This is a genomic window from Haloactinomyces albus (assembly GCF_031458135.1).
Taxonomy (GTDB): Bacteria; Actinomycetota; Actinomycetes; order Mycobacteriales; family Pseudonocardiaceae; genus Haloactinomyces; species Haloactinomyces albus.
In genome coordinates, this window is sequence record NZ_JAVDXW010000001.1 from 3,873,011 (window position 1) to 3,889,883 (window position 16,873).

Annotated in this window: 14 protein-coding genes and 1 pseudogene; 5 read left to right on the forward strand and 10 right to left on the reverse strand. The window is 66.9% G+C overall.

All coding sequences use genetic code 11. The annotated features are described in order from the left end of the window. The first annotated feature begins 177 nt into the window (after positions 1–177). The 4 genes from JOF55_RS24515 (at position 178) to JOF55_RS18510 (ending at position 3,670) form a co-directional block, all read left to right on the forward strand. On the forward strand, positions 178–1,053 hold the full coding sequence (locus JOF55_RS24515; RefSeq protein WP_374727553.1) for an ATP-grasp domain-containing protein: 876 nt from the start codon (positions 178–180) through the stop codon (positions 1,051–1,053). A 167-nt stretch (positions 1,054–1,220) separates the two neighbouring features. Beyond that, positions 1,221–2,252, forward strand: coding sequence for a peptidogalycan biosysnthesis protein (locus tag JOF55_RS18500; RefSeq protein ID WP_510184014.1), 1,032 nt, complete (start codon positions 1,221–1,223; stop codon positions 2,250–2,252). 756 nt (positions 2,253–3,008) lie between these two features. Further along, positions 3,009–3,230 (forward strand): type II toxin-antitoxin system VapB family antitoxin, encoded by a 222-nt coding sequence (vapB, locus tag JOF55_RS18505; RefSeq protein ID WP_310275913.1) that lies wholly within the window; start codon positions 3,009–3,011, stop codon positions 3,228–3,230. Next, the gene (locus JOF55_RS18510) at positions 3,227–3,670 is read left to right on the forward strand and encodes a PIN domain nuclease (RefSeq protein WP_374727314.1); all 444 of its coding nucleotides are present in this window, start codon (positions 3,227–3,229) and stop codon (positions 3,668–3,670) included. The genes vapB and JOF55_RS18510 overlap by 4 nt, the downstream gene beginning before the upstream one ends. Before the next feature lie 558 nt (positions 3,671–4,228). Here JOF55_RS18510 and JOF55_RS18515 read toward each other — a convergent pair. Beyond that, on the reverse strand, positions 4,229–4,828 hold the full coding sequence (locus JOF55_RS18515) for a CGNR zinc finger domain-containing protein (protein ID WP_374727554.1): 600 nt from the start codon (positions 4,826–4,828) through the stop codon (positions 4,229–4,231). Positions 4,829–4,944: 116 nt separating this feature from the next. Here JOF55_RS18515 and JOF55_RS18520 point away from each other — a divergent pair, with 116 nt between their 5' ends. Then, positions 4,945–5,736 carry an MBL fold metallo-hydrolase gene (locus tag JOF55_RS18520; RefSeq protein ID WP_310275917.1) on the forward strand — a complete coding sequence of 264 codons (792 nt, stop codon included), beginning with the start codon at positions 4,945–4,947 and terminating at the stop codon, positions 5,734–5,736. 198 nt (positions 5,737–5,934) lie between these two features. Here the strand turns inward: JOF55_RS18520 and JOF55_RS18525 are convergent. The 9 genes and pseudogenes from JOF55_RS18525 to JOF55_RS18565 form a co-directional block, all read right to left on the reverse strand. Further along, positions 5,935–6,567, reverse strand: a pseudogene (locus JOF55_RS18525) (IS256 family transposase); the annotation flags it as partial. A 217-nt stretch (positions 6,568–6,784) separates the two neighbouring features. Further along, positions 6,785–7,609 (reverse strand): adenylyltransferase/cytidyltransferase family protein, encoded by an 825-nt coding sequence (locus JOF55_RS18530; protein WP_310275919.1) that lies wholly within the window; start codon positions 7,607–7,609, stop codon positions 6,785–6,787. A 162-nt stretch (positions 7,610–7,771) separates the two neighbouring features. Next, positions 7,772–9,346 (reverse strand): 4-hydroxyphenylacetate 3-hydroxylase family protein, encoded by a 1,575-nt coding sequence (locus JOF55_RS18535; protein ID WP_310275920.1) that lies wholly within the window; start codon positions 9,344–9,346, stop codon positions 7,772–7,774. 80 nt (positions 9,347–9,426) lie between these two features. Then, on the reverse strand, positions 9,427–9,960 hold the full coding sequence (locus JOF55_RS18540; RefSeq protein WP_310275921.1) for a flavin reductase family protein: 534 nt from the start codon (positions 9,958–9,960) through the stop codon (positions 9,427–9,429). Positions 9,961–10,114: 154 nt separating this feature from the next. Next, entirely contained in the window at positions 10,115–11,110 is a 996-nt protein-coding gene (locus JOF55_RS18545) for an AraC family transcriptional regulator (protein ID WP_310275922.1), read from the reverse strand. Positions 11,111–11,451: 341 nt separating this feature from the next. Then, the gene (gene nagA, locus JOF55_RS18550; RefSeq protein ID WP_310275924.1) at positions 11,452–12,597 is read right to left on the reverse strand and encodes an N-acetylglucosamine-6-phosphate deacetylase; all 1,146 of its coding nucleotides are present in this window, start codon (positions 12,595–12,597) and stop codon (positions 11,452–11,454) included. Between the two features lie 168 nt (positions 12,598–12,765). Beyond that, positions 12,766–13,848, reverse strand: a complete 1,083-nt coding sequence (locus JOF55_RS18555; protein ID WP_310275926.1) for an ABC transporter ATP-binding protein — start codon at positions 13,846–13,848, stop codon at positions 12,766–12,768. A 116-nt stretch (positions 13,849–13,964) separates the two neighbouring features. Further along, a complete protein-coding gene (locus JOF55_RS18560) occupies positions 13,965–15,986 on the reverse strand; it encodes an exo-alpha-sialidase (RefSeq protein ID WP_310275929.1) in 2,022 nt (673 codons plus the stop codon). Between the two features lie 71 nt (positions 15,987–16,057). Beyond that, on the reverse strand, positions 16,058–16,801 hold the full coding sequence (locus JOF55_RS18565; RefSeq protein ID WP_310275931.1) for a FadR/GntR family transcriptional regulator: 744 nt from the start codon (positions 16,799–16,801) through the stop codon (positions 16,058–16,060). Positions 16,802–16,873 lie beyond the last annotated feature (72 nt).

Genomic DNA, 16,873 nt, shown 5'->3' on the forward strand with positions numbered 1-16,873 from the left:
GGCAGTCTCACCCTGGAACTGTTGGGTTTGCCCGGTCCTGGTGTTCGTGCGGCGGTGAGTAGTCGGGACAAGAGTCTGCAGCGCAGCCTGTGTCGGGACGGAGTTACATGGGTTCGGGTTTCCACGGACAGTCCGGAACGAGACATCGCCGGCTACGAGGGCAGGTGGCCCGCGATAATGAAGCCGACCGCAGGTCACTCGAGTTCGGGGGTCGTGCGGGTTCACTCGGCCCGGGAAGCGGCCGACGTTGCAAGGAGTCATGATCCTTCCGGCGAGACGCTCCTACTGGAGTCCGAAATAGTCGGCGACGAGGTCTCGGTGGAGTCTGTCGTCGCGGACAGGCGGATAGTCCGGAGCGAAACGACGCTCAAGCTGACAACCGAAAACTCGGATAGATTCGTCGAGATGGGTCACCATGTCGGGCCGACCGCGCTGAGCGAGGAACTGGAAGCCGCTGTTCAGGATGCGAACGCGAGAGTTGTCGGAGAACTTGGCGTCCGGACCGCCGCAACCCATGCGGAATTCCGGCTGGGTGACGCAGGGCCGGTGCTGATGGAGACGGCGGTGCGGCCAGGAGGCGACGCCGTCTGGTTACTTCACCACCTCGCGACGGGCGTGCCGTTGGAGAGCACGTTGTGTGCGGCTGCACTCGGAGAGATCACGGAGCCCGTGTGTGCGGAGGCGCAGAGGTGGGCAGCGCAACACTATGCGCGTGCTACGCCGGGACACGAAGTGGCTGTCACCTGGAATGGTCCCCCGACAACGGTCGTCAGTGTGGCCAACGCGGCACCGTGGCCTCGGCTGTCGAGCCTGCCTGCGGATGCCGAACCCCAAGTACGCTGCGTTCTTCGGCACAAGCCGGACGGCGACCCCGTACCTGCACTGAGCAAATCCGGTGATCGTGTGTGTTCGGTGGTCGTGGACGCACCCACCGGACGTGAGCTCGACGCCGTACGAAGCCGTGCGGAGGAATACCTTGTCTCGTCACAACCGGTTTCGCACGGCGAAGAAGACCGGTGCGCGTCCACGAACCGGGGGAGGAATCGATCGTGATCACTGTCCGTTCTGTCGGCTCGCTGACGGGAGATGATGCCGCAGCATGGGATGCGATTGCCTCGAAGGTCTCGCTGTACCTCAGCTCCGCGTGGTTGCGGTCGGTGGAATCGGGTGATCCCACCTGCGAGGTTCGCTACCTGCTGGTCGAGGAGGACCGCCGGTTGGTGGCCGGAATGCCGGTATACGAGGTAGTCCGGGAAACGAACAGGTTCTATGACGTCGCGACACAGCTGCGCGATTCCGCGACCGTTGTCGGCTCCGGGAAGCGACGGATACTGGGGAATCGCCGGGGATACGAATCGCGTGTTCTGGTCGCTGATTCGTTCCCCCGGCAAACCTGTGATGCCGCGGTTGAGGCGCTGAAAAGCCACCTCGACGGCCTCAAACCGGCCACCGCGATGTACGTTCCTGACGGTGATCTCGCTGCGTTCTCCCGGCTGGGTATGGACGCGTCCCCGGCATTGATCAATGCGAGGGCGCAACTGCGGTGCACCGGCGGCTCCTTCGACGACTATCTCTCTACTGTGAGCCGGAACCGCCGGGCGCAAGTGCGGAAGGAGCGCCGGGAATTTGTGAAGGCGGACCACGAGATGGGGAGGGAACGTCTCAGTGCTTGTTACGAGGAGGCAGCACCTCTGCTGGGTAACCTGCAGCGGGAGTACGGTCACCCCACGACCGATGACGGGGCACGGTCGCTGCTGGCTGGGCAGGCGAGGTACCTGGACGACTTGAGTTGCGTGCACACGGTACGCAAGAGCGGTCGACTCGTTGGTTTCGCGCTGACGTTCTCCTTTGCCGACTGGATCTGGGTTCGCGCCGTCGGTTTTGATCGGGCCGGGCTTGCTGATGCGTTCGAGTATTTCAATCTCTCGTTCTACGAGCCGCTGGAGGTGTGCTACGAAAGGCGGTACAAGGGTCTGCAGCTCGGAATGGAGTCCCTTCGGGCCAAGAAGCTACGTGGCGCCACGATCGAGCCGCTTTGGATGGTGCCGCATGGATGGTCCTGCGGTAGCGAAGAACAGCTGTCCCAGCGTAACGCGCAGGTCGCCGCGGAGTTGACCGCACCTTTGCAGGATGCAGGACTCAGCGGACTTGATCGGTACCTGGTTTCTGCGGTGGACGTTCGGGGGACGAGTAGTGAGCTGGTGCAGGCGGAAGAAGAGCGCGGAACTCCTCGTGAAGATGATCTGTGGTGAGATCACCTGACTCCTTGCGGCTGTCGCGGAGACGGCGAAACGCCATCGGATGTGATTGATGCCGTTGCTGTCACGACGCAGCAGTCCGTGGGTGACCATGGCCGCGACCGTCGGTGGGCGGTGGGAACGGCGAGCCCGAGATGGTGGGCGAGCTCGCTCGGGTGATCTCGGCCTTGAGCTGTTCGTCGCGGCGATCCCGAGCCGAGGGCGTGCGGGTCAGGTGGTCGTAGTAGGTCGATGGGGCGATCGCACACCCGTGCTCGGACAGCCCCAGGCCACCATGAACGGCCGCTACCGAGTAGCGAAGCCAGCCTTACCGGAGGTCTTGGCAGGCCGAGAACGTGTCAGGCCTCCGCGATCAACAGCGACCGTTCAGATGTCATGAGGGACACGGCCCCTGCGGGGGTCTGTGCGTGACGTGGGTGCTGGCTGCCAGCGTCGATGTTGCCGTGCTCGTGGGCGGCGCCCAGGTCGTGTCGGACCTGGGACATACAGCGGGTGAGACTCGGACTCGAATGCGGTAATAATTTCTATGCCATACCGGGTCGGAGAGGGTGGCTGTGGATGGAGTTCGAGTTTGATCCGAGTAAGAGCCAAGCCAACCGGGACAAGCATGGCATCGATTTCGTCCACGCCCAAGATCCCTGGCGGGACCCGTTCCGGGCTGTTGACGTGGGCGGTGACGAAGTCGGTCTCGCTGAGCAAGGCCGGGTGGCCACCCCTCGAGTGCTATCATGTGATAGCAGGAGGTGGGCCATGTCTGATGTGTTGATTCGCGATGTGCCCGAGGAGGTCCTCGCGGCTATCGATGCCCATGCCGCTGAGCTCGGGCTGTCCCGCAGCGAGTATCTACGCAGGCGTCTGGACCAGGACGCCCGCCGTTCTGCTGCGTCCGTGGGGGTGGCCGACCTGGAGCAGTTCGGAGAGTTGTTCGACGACCTGGCGGACCCGGAGGTCATGGAACGGGCATGGTCATGACCGGCAGGGTCGAGAACCGCACGGAGTCTGTCCAGTGGTTGATTGACAAGTCGGCGCTGGTGCGCCTGGGCCGTGCTGCCCAGGCCCAGCAGTGGGCCAACCGGATCGAGCGGGGGCTGGTTCGTATCACCTCGCTGACTCTGCTGGAGGTGGGTTACTCGGCCCGCTCCGCGGACGAGCTGCATCAAGGCCTGCACCGACCACCGGTTTCCGCCATGCCGGTGGAGTACCTGACTCCCACCATCGAAGATCGTGCCGTGACCGTGCAGACCACGCTGGCCGAACGCGGTCATCACCGGGCTCCCTCCGTGCCCGTTCTGCTCATCGCGGCCACCGCTGAACTGGCCGGACTTACCGTGCTGCATCTGGACAAGGACTTCGACCTGATTGCCGAGACCACGGGACAAGCCGTGCAGCGACTCCCGCTGTCCACGGGGTAAGAAGCGCTCAAGGAAGTCCATCGGGGCGGGACTGTCGGACTGGCTGGCACGGAGGTAAGAAGCGCGGTGAGGTTCGCACGGCTTGCATGTCGCCAGCTCCCGGTCTTGTCCGAGTAGCGTCGACGTCCCAGGCCCGTTCCAGGGCCGGGTGATCCCGGGCCAACACTCCGCGAATGCGGTTGCGCAGGCGGACAGTCCTGCCAGACCAGGCGACCAGGCTCTCCTCGATCAGGGACCACGAACACGGCAACAGGGGGTGTCGCGGGAGAGGCGGCGAGAGCTGATGTTCTCGTGGGCCACACCAGTGGTACGAGCGAGTCGAGGTCTCATCGGTGGTAGGAGCCGTTGTGACGGCATGCTGCATGGTGCCTCACCACGATCAGCTGGGCGTGATCCGTTCGCTCGATGTCGACGTGGCGGAGTGTTGCGCCGCGACTTGGTCGGCGAGCGGGATGCGCGCACCAGGTCGGGAGCCGGGTGAGCATGTGGCGTGCCGGTGTTCGCGGGGATGCCGGTGTCACGTTGCCGCTCGAGGCTGAAGCCTGTCGGGGTGGGTGGTCATGCCGTTTCGGGTCGGGTGCGTCGGGCGTAGGCGCGGGCGGCGCGGGCGCGGTCGCCGCAGCGGGTGGAGCACCAGTGGCGGCGGCCGTGCCGGAGCAGGTAGCGGTTGCAGGGATCGGAGCCGCAGGCGGTGAGCCGTTCGGCGTCGGGGCCGGTGAGCAGGTCGGCGGCGTCGGCGGCCAGTGTCGCCAGGGCGTGGTCGACAACCTGCGTGGTGGGGTGCGGGGTGGCGCGGTAGGGACCGGTCTTGTCGTCCCACTGCAGCAGCGGGGCGGTCGGCACCCTGGTCAGCGCGTCGTTGATCGCAGTCAGTGCGGCGGGCAGGGCGGGTAGTCCGGCCACGCGCGAGGCGAGCAGTGCTCTGATCTGTTCGCGTAGCGAGCGCAGCTGCGTTGCGCACATCTCCCGCATGTCGGCATCGAGCGGCGCGAGGTCGCGTTCGGTCAGCCACTGGTTCGTCGCCGCGGGAGTGCCGAGGAGGTCGATGATGTGCCCGCCGGGCAGTGCGATGGCACTGTTGGCCAGGGCGAGAGAGAGGTATTGCTCCGCGCCCGGTGCGGGCGGCAAGTCGGGCTCGGCGGTCATGGTCTCCTCCATGAATCTCATGGTACGACCTCCTCGCACCCATGTTCTCACGTTTTAGTTTGCAGTGATCCGTGATGACAGCTACCGTGTATCACGGATCAATCTTACATATCCGTGAGGAGTTCTTCGTGTCTTCTTCCGCTGCAGCAACTGCGCAGTTCCCCGTCCGCGTCTTCGGGGGGCCGACCGCCCTGTTCGAGTACGGCGGTCTACGTTTTGTGACCGACCCGACCTTCGACGCGCCCGGTGACTATCAGGTACCGAACGGCCCGGTCCTGACCAAGACCGCGCCGTCGGAGGGCGTCCCGGCTGACCTCGGCCGCGTGGACGTGGTGCTGCTCTCCCACGATGAGCACGCCGACAATCTCGACGACTCCGGCCGTGCGCTGTTGGCCGACGTCCCGCTCACGCTGACCACCCCCGACGGCGGGCAGCGCCTCGGAGAGAAGGCGAAAGGTCTGGCGGACTGGGAGGCCGTCGAGCTGGAGCGTCCCGGAGGTGGCACGGTCACGGTGACCGCCGTCCCGGCCATCCACGGGCCGGCCTCCCGCGAGGAGGTCGAGCCATTCGCCGGTCAGGTCGTCGGCTTCGTGCTCACCGGCGACGACCTGCCCACCGTTTACGTCAGCGGCGACAATGCCTCGCTGGAACTGGTCCGCGAGATCGCCGAGCGCTTCGCCCCGGTGGACACCGCCATCATGTTCGCCGGCGCTCCGAGCTTCTCCGTGCTCTTCGACGGCAAGCCAGTCGTGTTCGACAGTGCCCAGGCCGCCGAAGCCAGTCGGATCGTCGAGGCCCGCCGCGTGGTGCCGGTGCACTACGACAGCTGGGCCCACATCACCGAAGGCCGCCGGCACCTGGAGAACGCCTTCGCCGAGGCCGGAATGGCCGACCGCCTCGACTGGGGCCGGGACCACTGAGCCTCGCCTGCTGCGCGAGTTCTGCGACGCTCATTGCCGCGGGGCCTGGTGACATGCCAGATCCCGCGACCCCGCCCCCGCAAGGAGCCGATATGTCCCTTGAGGACAGCAAGAGTCTGGTGCACCGCTTCTACGACGCCCTCGAGAACGGCGACTACGCGACGGTGACCGGCATGTTCCACGACGACTTCGTCTTCTGATGTCGCGGTGTCCGGTCACGGTGACTCCGATGGCCACGTAGATCGACTGGTTGCCGACCTGCCCGTCACGGATCTTGACGTGGATGGCGTCGATGAACACCACGGGATAGATGCGTTCGAGCGGCAGGCTGCACCAGTCGGCCATCTCGCCGAGGACCTTGTCGGTGATGCGCGAGATCGTGTCCTTGGAGACTGTGGCGCCGTGGACATCGGCGAAGTGCGCGGCGATTTCGCCGGTGGTCAGCCCCTTGGCCGTCAGGGACAGCACGATCTCGTCGATACCGGTCAGGCGTCGTTGCCGCTTTTTGACGATCTGGGGCTCAAACGTCGAGGCCGTGTCGCGGGGCACCTCGATGGCCACCGGGCCGATCTCGGTGAACACGGTCTTGGCCCGGGTGCCGTTGCGCGAGTTCCCGGAGTCACGCCCGGCCGGATCGTGCTTGCCATAGCCCAAATGCTCGGTCATCTCGGCATCCAGCGCGGTCTCCAGCACATCCCTGGTCAGCTGGTTGAGCAGCCCGTTCGGACCGGTCAGCTCCACCCCCTCGGCCTGGGCCTGCTCCAGCAGCCGGCGCGCCAACTCCTGCGTGTTACCCGTCTCGTTGCTCACGGACTCCAGTGTTTCGGTCATGGTCATCCCATCCCGCCAAGCACGCTGCTCGGCGTGTCAGACCAAGCCCCGGATCCACCGATCATCAGGCAGTCCCTCTGCTGGAGCGCTTGTCGATGACTTTGGGGAGCGGTAGGGCTTTCGCCGGGCGTCGCAATGTTGATGAGTTCCAGCAGCCGGCAGTGGGTGGTGTCGAGCTGGCTGCTCGTGTCGGGATTTCCATACCGTGCAGCCGTTGTCAGAGCTCGCTTGAGTGCGCTGCTTTTCGGGCCGTGAATGCGACGCTGCCGGGACCGGGCTGCACGCTTGTGGACTCCACGTGGATTCTGCCGTCGTCGGTGACCCGGAGTGCGACCGGCCCGGTTCCGGGGAGCCGGCCGAGGTAGCGCCCGGGTGCGGGCACTGCCGTGCCGGGTGCGGAAACGAGTTCCGTCGTACCGCGTCCGGTGGGGCGTAGCGTGCCGTCGACGTGGTGCGGGCGGCCGAGCACGCGAGTGGCGCCGTGGATGTCGCCGCGACGCAGGCACTCGCGCACGGTGCTCGATGAGCAGCGCGTTTCTGCTTGGTGCACCAGGTCGATGCTGTGCGTGGTGAAGCTGTGCCGCTGGCCGAGTTCGCGCAGCGTGTCGACGGTGCCCGCGGCGCGGTGCCCGAAGGTGAAGTTGGCTCCGACCACGACCGCCTGCGCGCCCACCCCGGTCACGAGCACGTGTTCGACGAACTCGGCGGGGCCGAGCTTGGCGAACTCGGTCGTGAACGGCAGCACGCAGATCGCGTCCACCCCGTGTCTGCGGGCCAGTTCGGCGCGGCGCTCGACGGTGCTCAGTTGTGCGGTGTCGCGGGCCAGCCCGAGCACGCGCGCGGGATGCGGGTCGAAGGTGACCAGGACTGCCGGCAGGCCACGGGCATCACCGGCGCGTACTGCCTGGTCGATGAGCCGGATGTGGCCGCGGTGCAGGCCGTCGAAGACGCCGAGGGTGGCCACGCACGGACCGAACCCGGCGGGTACTTCACCGGTGCCGTGCCACAACGGTGCTGCGGCCTCCGCGGTAGGTGTGCTCATGACTGCACCGTCGGCTGCTCGGGTGTTTGCTGGTCGGGAGCGTGCGGGATGGAGGCATCCGTGCGGGCGTGCAACGACATGCTGGGATCAGCTCCTGGTGACGGCGCGGATGGATTGAGGCGGGCGGGCCTGGCCGGTACCGGCCAGGCCCGCCGTGGGAGTTCAGCGCTTGCCGTGGATGGTGACGTCGTCGGGATTGATGAGGTCCGGTGCGGTCCAGCCGTCGAGGTCGTACTCGGCCATGCACTGCTCGGCGAAGCCCTTCATCTCGTCGGCTTTGCCCGAGTTCTGGTGCGCGAACAGCATCTCGGCGCGCACGCCCTCGTGGTTGCCGGAGTAGTTGACCTCGTAGAGCTCGTGGCGGCTGCCGAACTCGCTGCCGATCGAGTCCCAGATCAGCTTCATCAGTTTGACCCGCTCGACCGCGTCGTACCCGTTCGAGCCGCGCACGTACTGGTCCAGGTAGGGGCGGATCTCGGGCTGTTTGAAGTCCCGCGCGTGCGAGTTGAGGTAGATCAGCGAACTGCCGAGGTCCTTCTGGATGATCTCCTTGATGCGCGGGTATCCCTGGGTCATGAACCACCGGTAGGCCATGCCGTAGTCCACGTTCGGCAGGACCGTGCCGGCCTTCCACGTCTCCGGGGTCTTGGCCATCGCGTCGGTCAGGCCCCAGAACATGTTGCGCCAGCCGAGGACCTCGCCGATGCGGGTCTGGATGCCGCGGAAGTCCTTGGTGCCGGTGACCTCGACACCCTTCATGAGCAGACCCGCGATGAAGTCGAGCTTGACGGCCAGCCGGGTGACGCCCTGGAAGGTGAACCGGGGCAGGAAGCCGGAGTTGGGCATGAACGTGCTGGCCTTCTCGGTGTCGCCGTAGATGAACACGTTCTCCCACGGGATCTTGACCCGGTCCAGGATGAAGATCGTGTCGTTTTCGTCCATGCGTGAGGACAGCGGGTTGTCGAACGGGCTGCCCATCACTTCCGACTGCATGGAGTACGAGTGCCGGCAGATGAGCTTCATGCCGGGTGCGTTCATCGGCACGGTGCACACCAGCGCGAACTCGCGCTCCTTGATCGGCAGGGCGTAGTGGCCGAGGAAGTTGTAGTGCGTCAGCGCCGAGCCGGTGGCCACGACCTTCGCCCCGGAGACGATCAGCCCGTCGTCGCGTTCCTCGTCGACGTGCATGAACACGTCCTTGACCTCTTCGGGATCGCGGTGCCGGTCCACCGGCGGGTTGATGATCGCGTGGTTCCAGTACAGCACCTTCTCCTGCGATTCGGTGTACCAGCGCCGGGCGTTGTCGGAGAACGGCTCGTAGAAGTCGGCGTTGGCCCCGAGCGTGCCGAGGAAGCTGGCCTTGTAGTCGGGGCTGCGGCCCATCCACCCGTAGGACATCCGCGCCCACTCGGCGATCGCGTCGCGGTCGGCGACCATGTCCTCCGCGCTGTGCGGCGCGCGGAAGAACGGGTGCGTGAACCCTCCGTTGCCGGTGTCGGTGGGGGTGGTCAGCACGTCCTGCTTGTCCGGGTCGTGCAGCGCGTCGTAGAGCCGTGCGGTCATCCGCACCGGGTTGCGGAACGCCGGGTGGGTGGTGACGTCGTCGACGCGTTCGCCGTACAACCACAGTTCCCGGCCGTCTCGCAGGCTCTCGATGTACTCGTCGCCGGTCATCGGCCGCTGCTGGGCGTTCGGGGCAGGGTCGGGGTTGCCGACGCGTTCGTCCTGCTGGGTCATCGCGTGCTCCTTTGCTGCGAATTCCGTCTTTCGAGGTTTTCGGTCGGAGGGGAGTGCACGTCTCGGGCGGACGTGGCGGGTCAGGCCAACACGAAACGGGTTTGGCCCGTGGGGCAGTCGAGCGATTCCAACCACGGCGCGGCGTGGAACGCTTTGCCCAGGTGCCGGAACGCACCGAGGTAGAACACGAGCGGATCGCCCTCGGCGAGGGCGAAGGAGTCCACTTCGCCGAGGTGGATCACGTGGTCCCCGCCGTCGTAGGAGCGCCACGGCCGGCACGAGATGCGTGCCAGCGATCCGCGCAGGTACGGCGCTGAATCAGCGGGGCGCACCCATTCGATCGGCTCGTCGGTGGGCTTGCCCGCGAAGTGCAGCGCCACTGCGTCCTGCTGTTCACCGAGCACGTTCACCGCGAACGGCCGGTTCTCCAGGTGTTCGCACGCCTTGCTGCGGCGGTCGAGCGAGACCAGCACCAGCGGTGGGTCCAAGGAGACCGCGCTGAACGCGTTGACCGTCGCACCGTGCGGGTGTCCGTCGACCTCGCAGCTGACGACGGTGATTCCGCTGGCGAAGTGGCCGAGGCAGTTCCTGAGTTCTCGCGGATCCAGGTGCATGACGTCTCCAGTCACGGGCGGGGACCGAAGGACCCGGCCGCGCGGCGGGCGGGTTCCTCCACCGGTCTGTGGGTGTCCGGAAGACTGGCCCACCTCGCCACGCGGTGAAAGACGTCACGCCGACGATGTCCGCTGAGTGCTAAAACACGGCGGCTCAGTGCGAAGCGGCGCGCAACTGCTGCCGCGCTCGGCGCGGCGTCATGTCGAAGCGGTTCCGGAAGGCCCGGCTGAAGTAGTTGTGCGAGGAGAAACCCAGTCGCGGGGCGAGCTCGCCGAGGGCGAGGTCGTCGCCCTCGGGTGAGGTGAGCAGTTCCCACGCCCGGTCGAGGCGGCGGTTGCGGATGTGCTCGCGCAGCGTCAGGCCCGCTTCGGCGAACGCCCGGGCCAGATGCCGCGGGCTGATGCCGACGGCGGCTGCGACCTCGTGGGCGGACAGGTCCGGATCGGCCAGGTGCCGTTCGACGTAGTCCTTCGCAGCCGTCACGTAGCAGGGACCCTTGCCGGCTTGCCGGTGCACGACCAGCGAGCTGATGAGGTCGAGCAGGCAGCGTTCGGTGCCAGGGTCGACGGGGGTGGGCGGGGCGCTGCCGTCCGCGTGCGGCGCCACGGTGCTGCGGACCAGCTTGGCCAGCGCGTGCGCGGTGGCCTGCGAACCGGATCCGAACGGGAAGACCACCGGCTCCCGCAGCGATTCCGCGCCGGTGAGCTCGCGGTAGACCACACGAGGGATCGTCAGAACCAGCTCTTCGAGCCCGTGCGCGAACCCGCGGGTGAACGGCAGGTCCGTGTCGTACATGATGGCTTGGCCGGGCTTGAGGGATTCGTTGCCGCCGCGGTGGAAGAAGAACGCATCACCCCGGGTGGCGAAGTAGATCGCGACCGCGTCCTTGGGGTTGTCGCTGATGAACGATTCCGAACGCTCCACGATCTGCGGGGAACCGTTCACCTGCGCGAGACCGAGATTCGGCAGGTGGACGTTGATCTCACGGGCTTGCAGCGGTGACTCGTCGATCGTGTGAATGTCGAGCGGGATGAGAGCTCGAGCGTTGTGATGCTCCCACATGTGCACCCGGCTCACCGGTGCGATCCCCCGCGTGGTGAAGTGCAACGTCCGGGGATGTATCAACTGCTCCTCGTGCGGCTCGGACATGGGCATCGCCCCCACTCACGGACGGTCGACCGATATGCTGTGCGTCTGAAAAACCCAGGAAAGCGGCGTACAATCTTGGCTCGGCACTATGCGGGCCCGCCCGCGACGCGTCAATACCGCCACCCGAGGAGGCCAGGAGGCCTCCGCCGCCAGAGGTGCGAGCGAGGAGCAGCCCGAACGGACAGTCAAATCGGGGCTGGGCATGGTGAGGGACGCGCTTCGGCTGACGGAGGGACACCCCGCACGAGTGCGCACCTTCTCCGCACGGTGGGCTTGAGTCATCGACAGCGCCGCGACCTCGTATGTGATCTCGAGCGCAGCATTGAGCGTGGTGGTAAGGATCATCGAGGTGGCCTTCCTAGCCATTGTCCGGACGACATGACCGCGACCACCTGGTGCGCCTGGTCCAGGGCCACCAAGTCGGCACGCCGACCGACGCGGATGCTTCCCGCCTGGTCCTCGAGACCGAGCGTGCGAGCCGGCGTGCGACTGGCAGCGGTGAGCACGCTGTGCCGGTCGCCACCTGCGGTGAGGCTGTGGCGCACGGCATCCGACAACGTGATGGCGCTTCCCGCCAGCGGCCCACCTCCGGTAAGCCGGGCCTCACCGTCGTGAACGGTTACCTCCAATCCGTCCACGTCGTACCTGCCCGTGTCGAGACCGGCTGCGGCGATCGCGTCACTGACCAGCGCCAGTCTGCCTGAGGGCAGGCGCGAGAACAGGCCCGTCACGATCGAGTCGTGCAGATGCTTGCGATCGTGGATGATCTCGATGGTGCCCCCGGGATCCTCCAGCAGCGCAACTGCGGGGCCCGGCTCGCGGTGGTGAATCGGTCGCATCCCGTTGAACAGATGCGTGGCAACGCGAGCCCCCGCACCGATTGCACGACGAGCCGTGTCGTACGAGGCGTTCGTGTGGCCGATGGCCGGGAGGACGCCGGCATCCGAAATTCTGCGGACCGCCGCGATTCCGCCCGGCAACTCCGGGGCGAGCGTGATCATGGCAAGGGTGCCTTCGCCGGCGCTGAGCAGCGCGTCGACCGCTGCCGGAGACGGTGCCCGGAGTAGGTCGGGAGAATGCGCTCCACAATGTGCCGCTGCGAGGAACGGCCCTTCCACGTGGACACCGGCGACGATCCCGTCGGCCACGAGTTCGCGCAATGCTGCCAGCGAGTGCACCAGGTCGGCGAGTGGGCGCGTCATCAAGCTGGCGACCATGGTGGTCGTACCGCGCCGGCGATGGAAGTCCGCCACCGCGGCCACGTCTCCGGGATCGGCGTCCTGGAAGGAGGAACCACCGCCGCCGTGCACGTGTATGTCGACAAAGCCCGGAGCGAGAGTGTGCCCGCCGAGGCGCACCATGGCTGCCGAGGTCGGCGGCGCACCTTCACCGATCTCGGCGATGATGTTTCCATCGCCCCGCAACCAGCCGTCCTCGAGCACGCGGTCGGGCAGCACGATGTCGGTATTGGCGATGACGGTGCTCATGAGTCGAGACCCTCCGTCTCGGGCAACGGGGTCTGCCGCGTCGGCAGAGCGGTCCCGAGACAGCCCGACCATGTGTCGAACTTCGCCGGGACGGTCTTCGGAGTCTTCAGCGCGGTGAGTTGCCCGGTCGCCGACCGCAGGCCCCCGCACGCGGCCAGCGCCCCACGTCTACCTGAGGCGTTCGCCTGTGGCGCTGTCGAAGGCCAGCACTCGTTCGGGATCGACGCCGAGGTGCACCGTGGCACCCTTGGCCGGTGGCTGGCGGGGGCCGACACGGACGACCACGTTCTCGGTCCCGGCGTCGGTGCGGGTGGTGCCGTGCACGAACGCGTCGACGCCCAGCTCCTCGACGAGGGTGACCTCGACCGGCAAGCCTCCTTCCTCGGCGCCGACCAGGCGCCACGCTTCGGGACGGATGCCCACCGTGAGTGGGTGGCCCTCCGACAGCGCAACAGTGTCGCGAGGCAGGGAAACCACGTTCTCGCCGAGGCGTGCGCCGTGCTCGTCCGGCTCGGCTCGCAGAAGGTTCATGGCGGGGGAGCCGATGAAGCCCGCCACGAACAGGTTGGCGGGGTTCTCGTAAAGTCCGAGGGGAGTGTCGACCTGCTGCAGGAGCCCTCCGTCGAGCACGGCGACGCGGTCTCCCATGGTCATCGCCTCGACCTGGTCGTGCGTGACGTACACGGTGGTCACCCCGAGCCTGCGTTGCAGCGAGGCGATCTGGGACCTGGTGGACACCCGCAGTTTGGCGTCGAGGTTGGACAGTGGCTCGTCCATGCAGAACACCTGGGGCTGCCGCACGATGGCCCGACCCATCGCGACCCGCTGCCGCTGGCCCCCGGACAGCGCCTTGGGCTTGCGGTCGAGGAAGTCCTGCAGCCCGAGCAGGTCCGCGGCCTCGCTGACCCGGCGTTTGCGCTCGGGTTTGGCCACGCCCGCCATCTTGAGCGCGAACCCCATGTTGTCGCCCACGCTCATGTGCGGGTACAGCGCGTAGTTCTGGAACACCATGGCGATGTCGCGGTCCTTGGGCGGCACGTCGGTGACGTCACGATCACCGATGTACACCGAACCGGAGGTGACTTGCTCCAGCCCGGCAAGCATCCGCAACGAGGTCGACTTGCCGCACCCCGACGGGCCGACCAGCACCATGAACTCCGCGTCCTCGATGCTCAGGTCGAGGGAGTCCACAGCAGCAGCGGTGCTACCGGGATAGAGCCGGCTGGCGCCGTGAAAACCGACGGTGGTCATACTGATCCCCTTCACCTGTCCGACGTTTGCCCGATGCCGTGGTGCCAGGGCAGCGACCACTGTCGCTGCCCTGACTTGAGCCGGCGAGGAAAACCTGGCACCGGCGTCTGCCTGCTCTAGTTCGTGCCGTAGATCCTGATCCGGTCGATGTGGCCGCCGAAGTGCCACTGCGGGCCCGCGTTGTCGACGTTGCGTCCGGCCCAGAGACCGTCGAGGCCGCCGACATGGCCGAAGAAGGCCTGGTCGCTACTCGACGCCACCCGTGTGCCGTTGACGTAGATCCGGGTTCCGCCCGCGTCCGACACCAGCGCCACCGTGTGTTCCCCGCCGTCGGCGACGGACTCGGTGGCGGAGACCCGGGCTGCGTAGCTACCGTCCTGCCGGGACTCGTAGTAGGGAACGCCGCTGTTGAGCGCCAGCGTCACGTTGGTCGACGGTTCGTCGGTGTCGGAGGAGGACAGCAGGGCGCCGGCGACCTGGATGTCGCTCGTGCGCAGGTCGACCGCGAGCACGCCCTGCTCGAGTTGACGCACCGAGTCGAGCCGCCCGGTCAGGTCGGTGTAGTCGTCAACGCCGTCATAGCCCCTGTCCGGCTGCGCAGCCAGGACGGGATCGGCGCCGAGGACGAGCACCGTGGGGGTGGCCGTCTTGCGCGTCGCGCCTGCCTTGATCTGGACTGCCAGCTCGTACTCGCCGGCTCGCGTGGACTCGCTTGGGGTGACCGTGAACGACAGCGTGGTGCTCGCGCCGGCCTCGAGTGGCGGCACATCCTGCTGAGGCTGCTGGACGCTCCAACTCCTGGGGACGTCGAGCGTCAGCGAGCCGGGGACGCTCGTGCGGTGCCCGTGGTTGGTCACTGACACCTCGACCGTGCCCTGCTGACCGGCGGTGAGATCGCCGGCATCGGTGATCTTCGTGCCGAGTTCGGGATGGCTGGGGGAGGCGGGGCAGTCGGCACCGAGCCATGCGGCGTTGAAACGGGCGAACGTGATGTGCTCGTAGTTGCCGCGCTCGTAGAGCAGCCCGAAGGTGCCATCGCCGAGTTCGACCATGGTGGAGTATGCCGACGCGCCGGGCTCGACGGTCCGGGCGATCGGCCACGTCTTACCGTCGTTGCAGCTCATCTTGATGGTGAGGTTACGGCGGGCATGGGGGTCGGCGGTGTTGGAGAACAGCAGCCGATGTGCCTGCGGCCGGCTGGGGTTGGCATCCTCGTCGTAGCGGATGATCGCCGCGTTGTTGGTCGGGTCGACCAGCTCGCGGTCGGGTTTGGGCTCGCTGTAGGTGACGCCGCCGTCGCGGGAGTAGGCGACGAGCCGGTACGGGCCGCTGGAGGTGCGGCTGTTGAGCATGATCCGGCCGTCGGCGAGCTCGACGGTCTTGTTCTCGTCCATCAGCGGACCGACCGGCCGACCCATCTGCCAGGTCCGACCGTGGTCGTCCGAGTAGGCGCTGACGGCCCAGATGCTGCCGTCGACCTTCTGGAAGGTGTACTGCTGGATCAGCCGACCGGCGTGCGGTCCGGTCTTGAGCTGGATGCCGGTGCCGGAGGAGGCGAAGATGCCCTTCCAGCCCGGGTCCTTCAGGGTTTCGGTGAGACGGCGCTCGGTCCAGGTCCTGCCGCCGTCGTCGGAGTAGGCGTGGTCGAGGTGGATCAGGTTCGGATTGTCGTTGTCGTTTCCGGTGCCGGACTGCCGGAAGCCGTTTCCGCTGGCGTAGAACAGGTGGATCCGACCTGTCTGGTCGTCGACGATGATGCTGGGGTCGCCGGAGCCGACCTCGGTGTCCGCGCCGGAGACGACGACCGGATCGGTCCAGGTGCGGCCGTTGTCGTAGCTGCGCTCGACGAGGACGTCGATGTCGCCGGGAAGGTCCGACGCGTCGTCGTTGCGGCGGTCGTAGGCTGCGATCAACGTGCCGTCGGGTAGCTTTTCCAGCGCCGGAATCCGGTAGGTGTGCGCGCCGATACCGGAGTTCGCGATGTCGACGGACTCGAACAGCGGCTCGTCTCCGGACGGCTTGGGAGCGGGCGGTCGTGCTGTCGAATCGGTGCCGGTCGCACTTGTGGACGGGATGGCGGTCAGAGCGCTCCCTGCTGCGACCACGGCCGCGAGCAGTAAGCGGTGGACGAACTTCACGGTGCCTCCACAGTCGATGGACGGCACCGGACATCAGGTCACCGACAACGTAACCACGCGCTCACCCACGGTCAAGACTGGCGAAGGTGGTAGTCGAGCTGTTCGCGGACGGGGGCGTAGTGGGTCTCGATGGCACGGACGAAGGCCGCCTCGTCCCCGTTGGCTGCGGCGGTGACGATGCCCGCGTGCGCGTCGACCGTCTCCCGGGCGTGTTCGAGGGAGGTCGAGAGCATGGGAGCCACGACGGCGTGGACGTCCCAGAACGCCGCGGTGAGCTGGCTGACCAGGTCGTTGCGCAGCGGCTGTATCAGCAGCAGGTGGAAGGCGCGGTCTGCCTCGACGAAGGGTTCTCCGAGGTCGGTGCGCCGTCGCATCTCCTCGACCTGGGCGTCGAGCGCGGCGCGTAGCTCGTCGTCGAAGGCAGCGAGGATGGGGCCCGCGAAGCCCTGTTCGAGCAGTTGCCGCACGCCGATCAACTCACCGAGCACGGCGAAGTCGTCCTGGCTGGACAGTTGTGCCCGAAACACCAGGCCCTCGACCAGAGCGGCCATCGACAGCCGGCCCACATACGTGCCGTGACCGTGCCGGACTTCGACGATGTCCAACGCGCTGAGGGTCTTGATCGCCTCTCGCACGCTGGAGCGGCTGGCGCCCAGCTCCTCGCACAGCGCCGACTCGGTCGGCAGCGGATCACCTGGTGCGAGACGGTGCCGCAGGATGTAGGCCTTGATCTGCTCGATGACGGTCTGCCCTCGCAACGGTGCTCGCGAGCTCGCCGACAGGTTCTGCGTAGACGTGGATACAGTTTCGGTCATCCTCTTGCGCCTCCCGTGGTGGGTGTCTAGTGTCACTAGCCTACCGGCATCGGACATCAGACGTCATACACC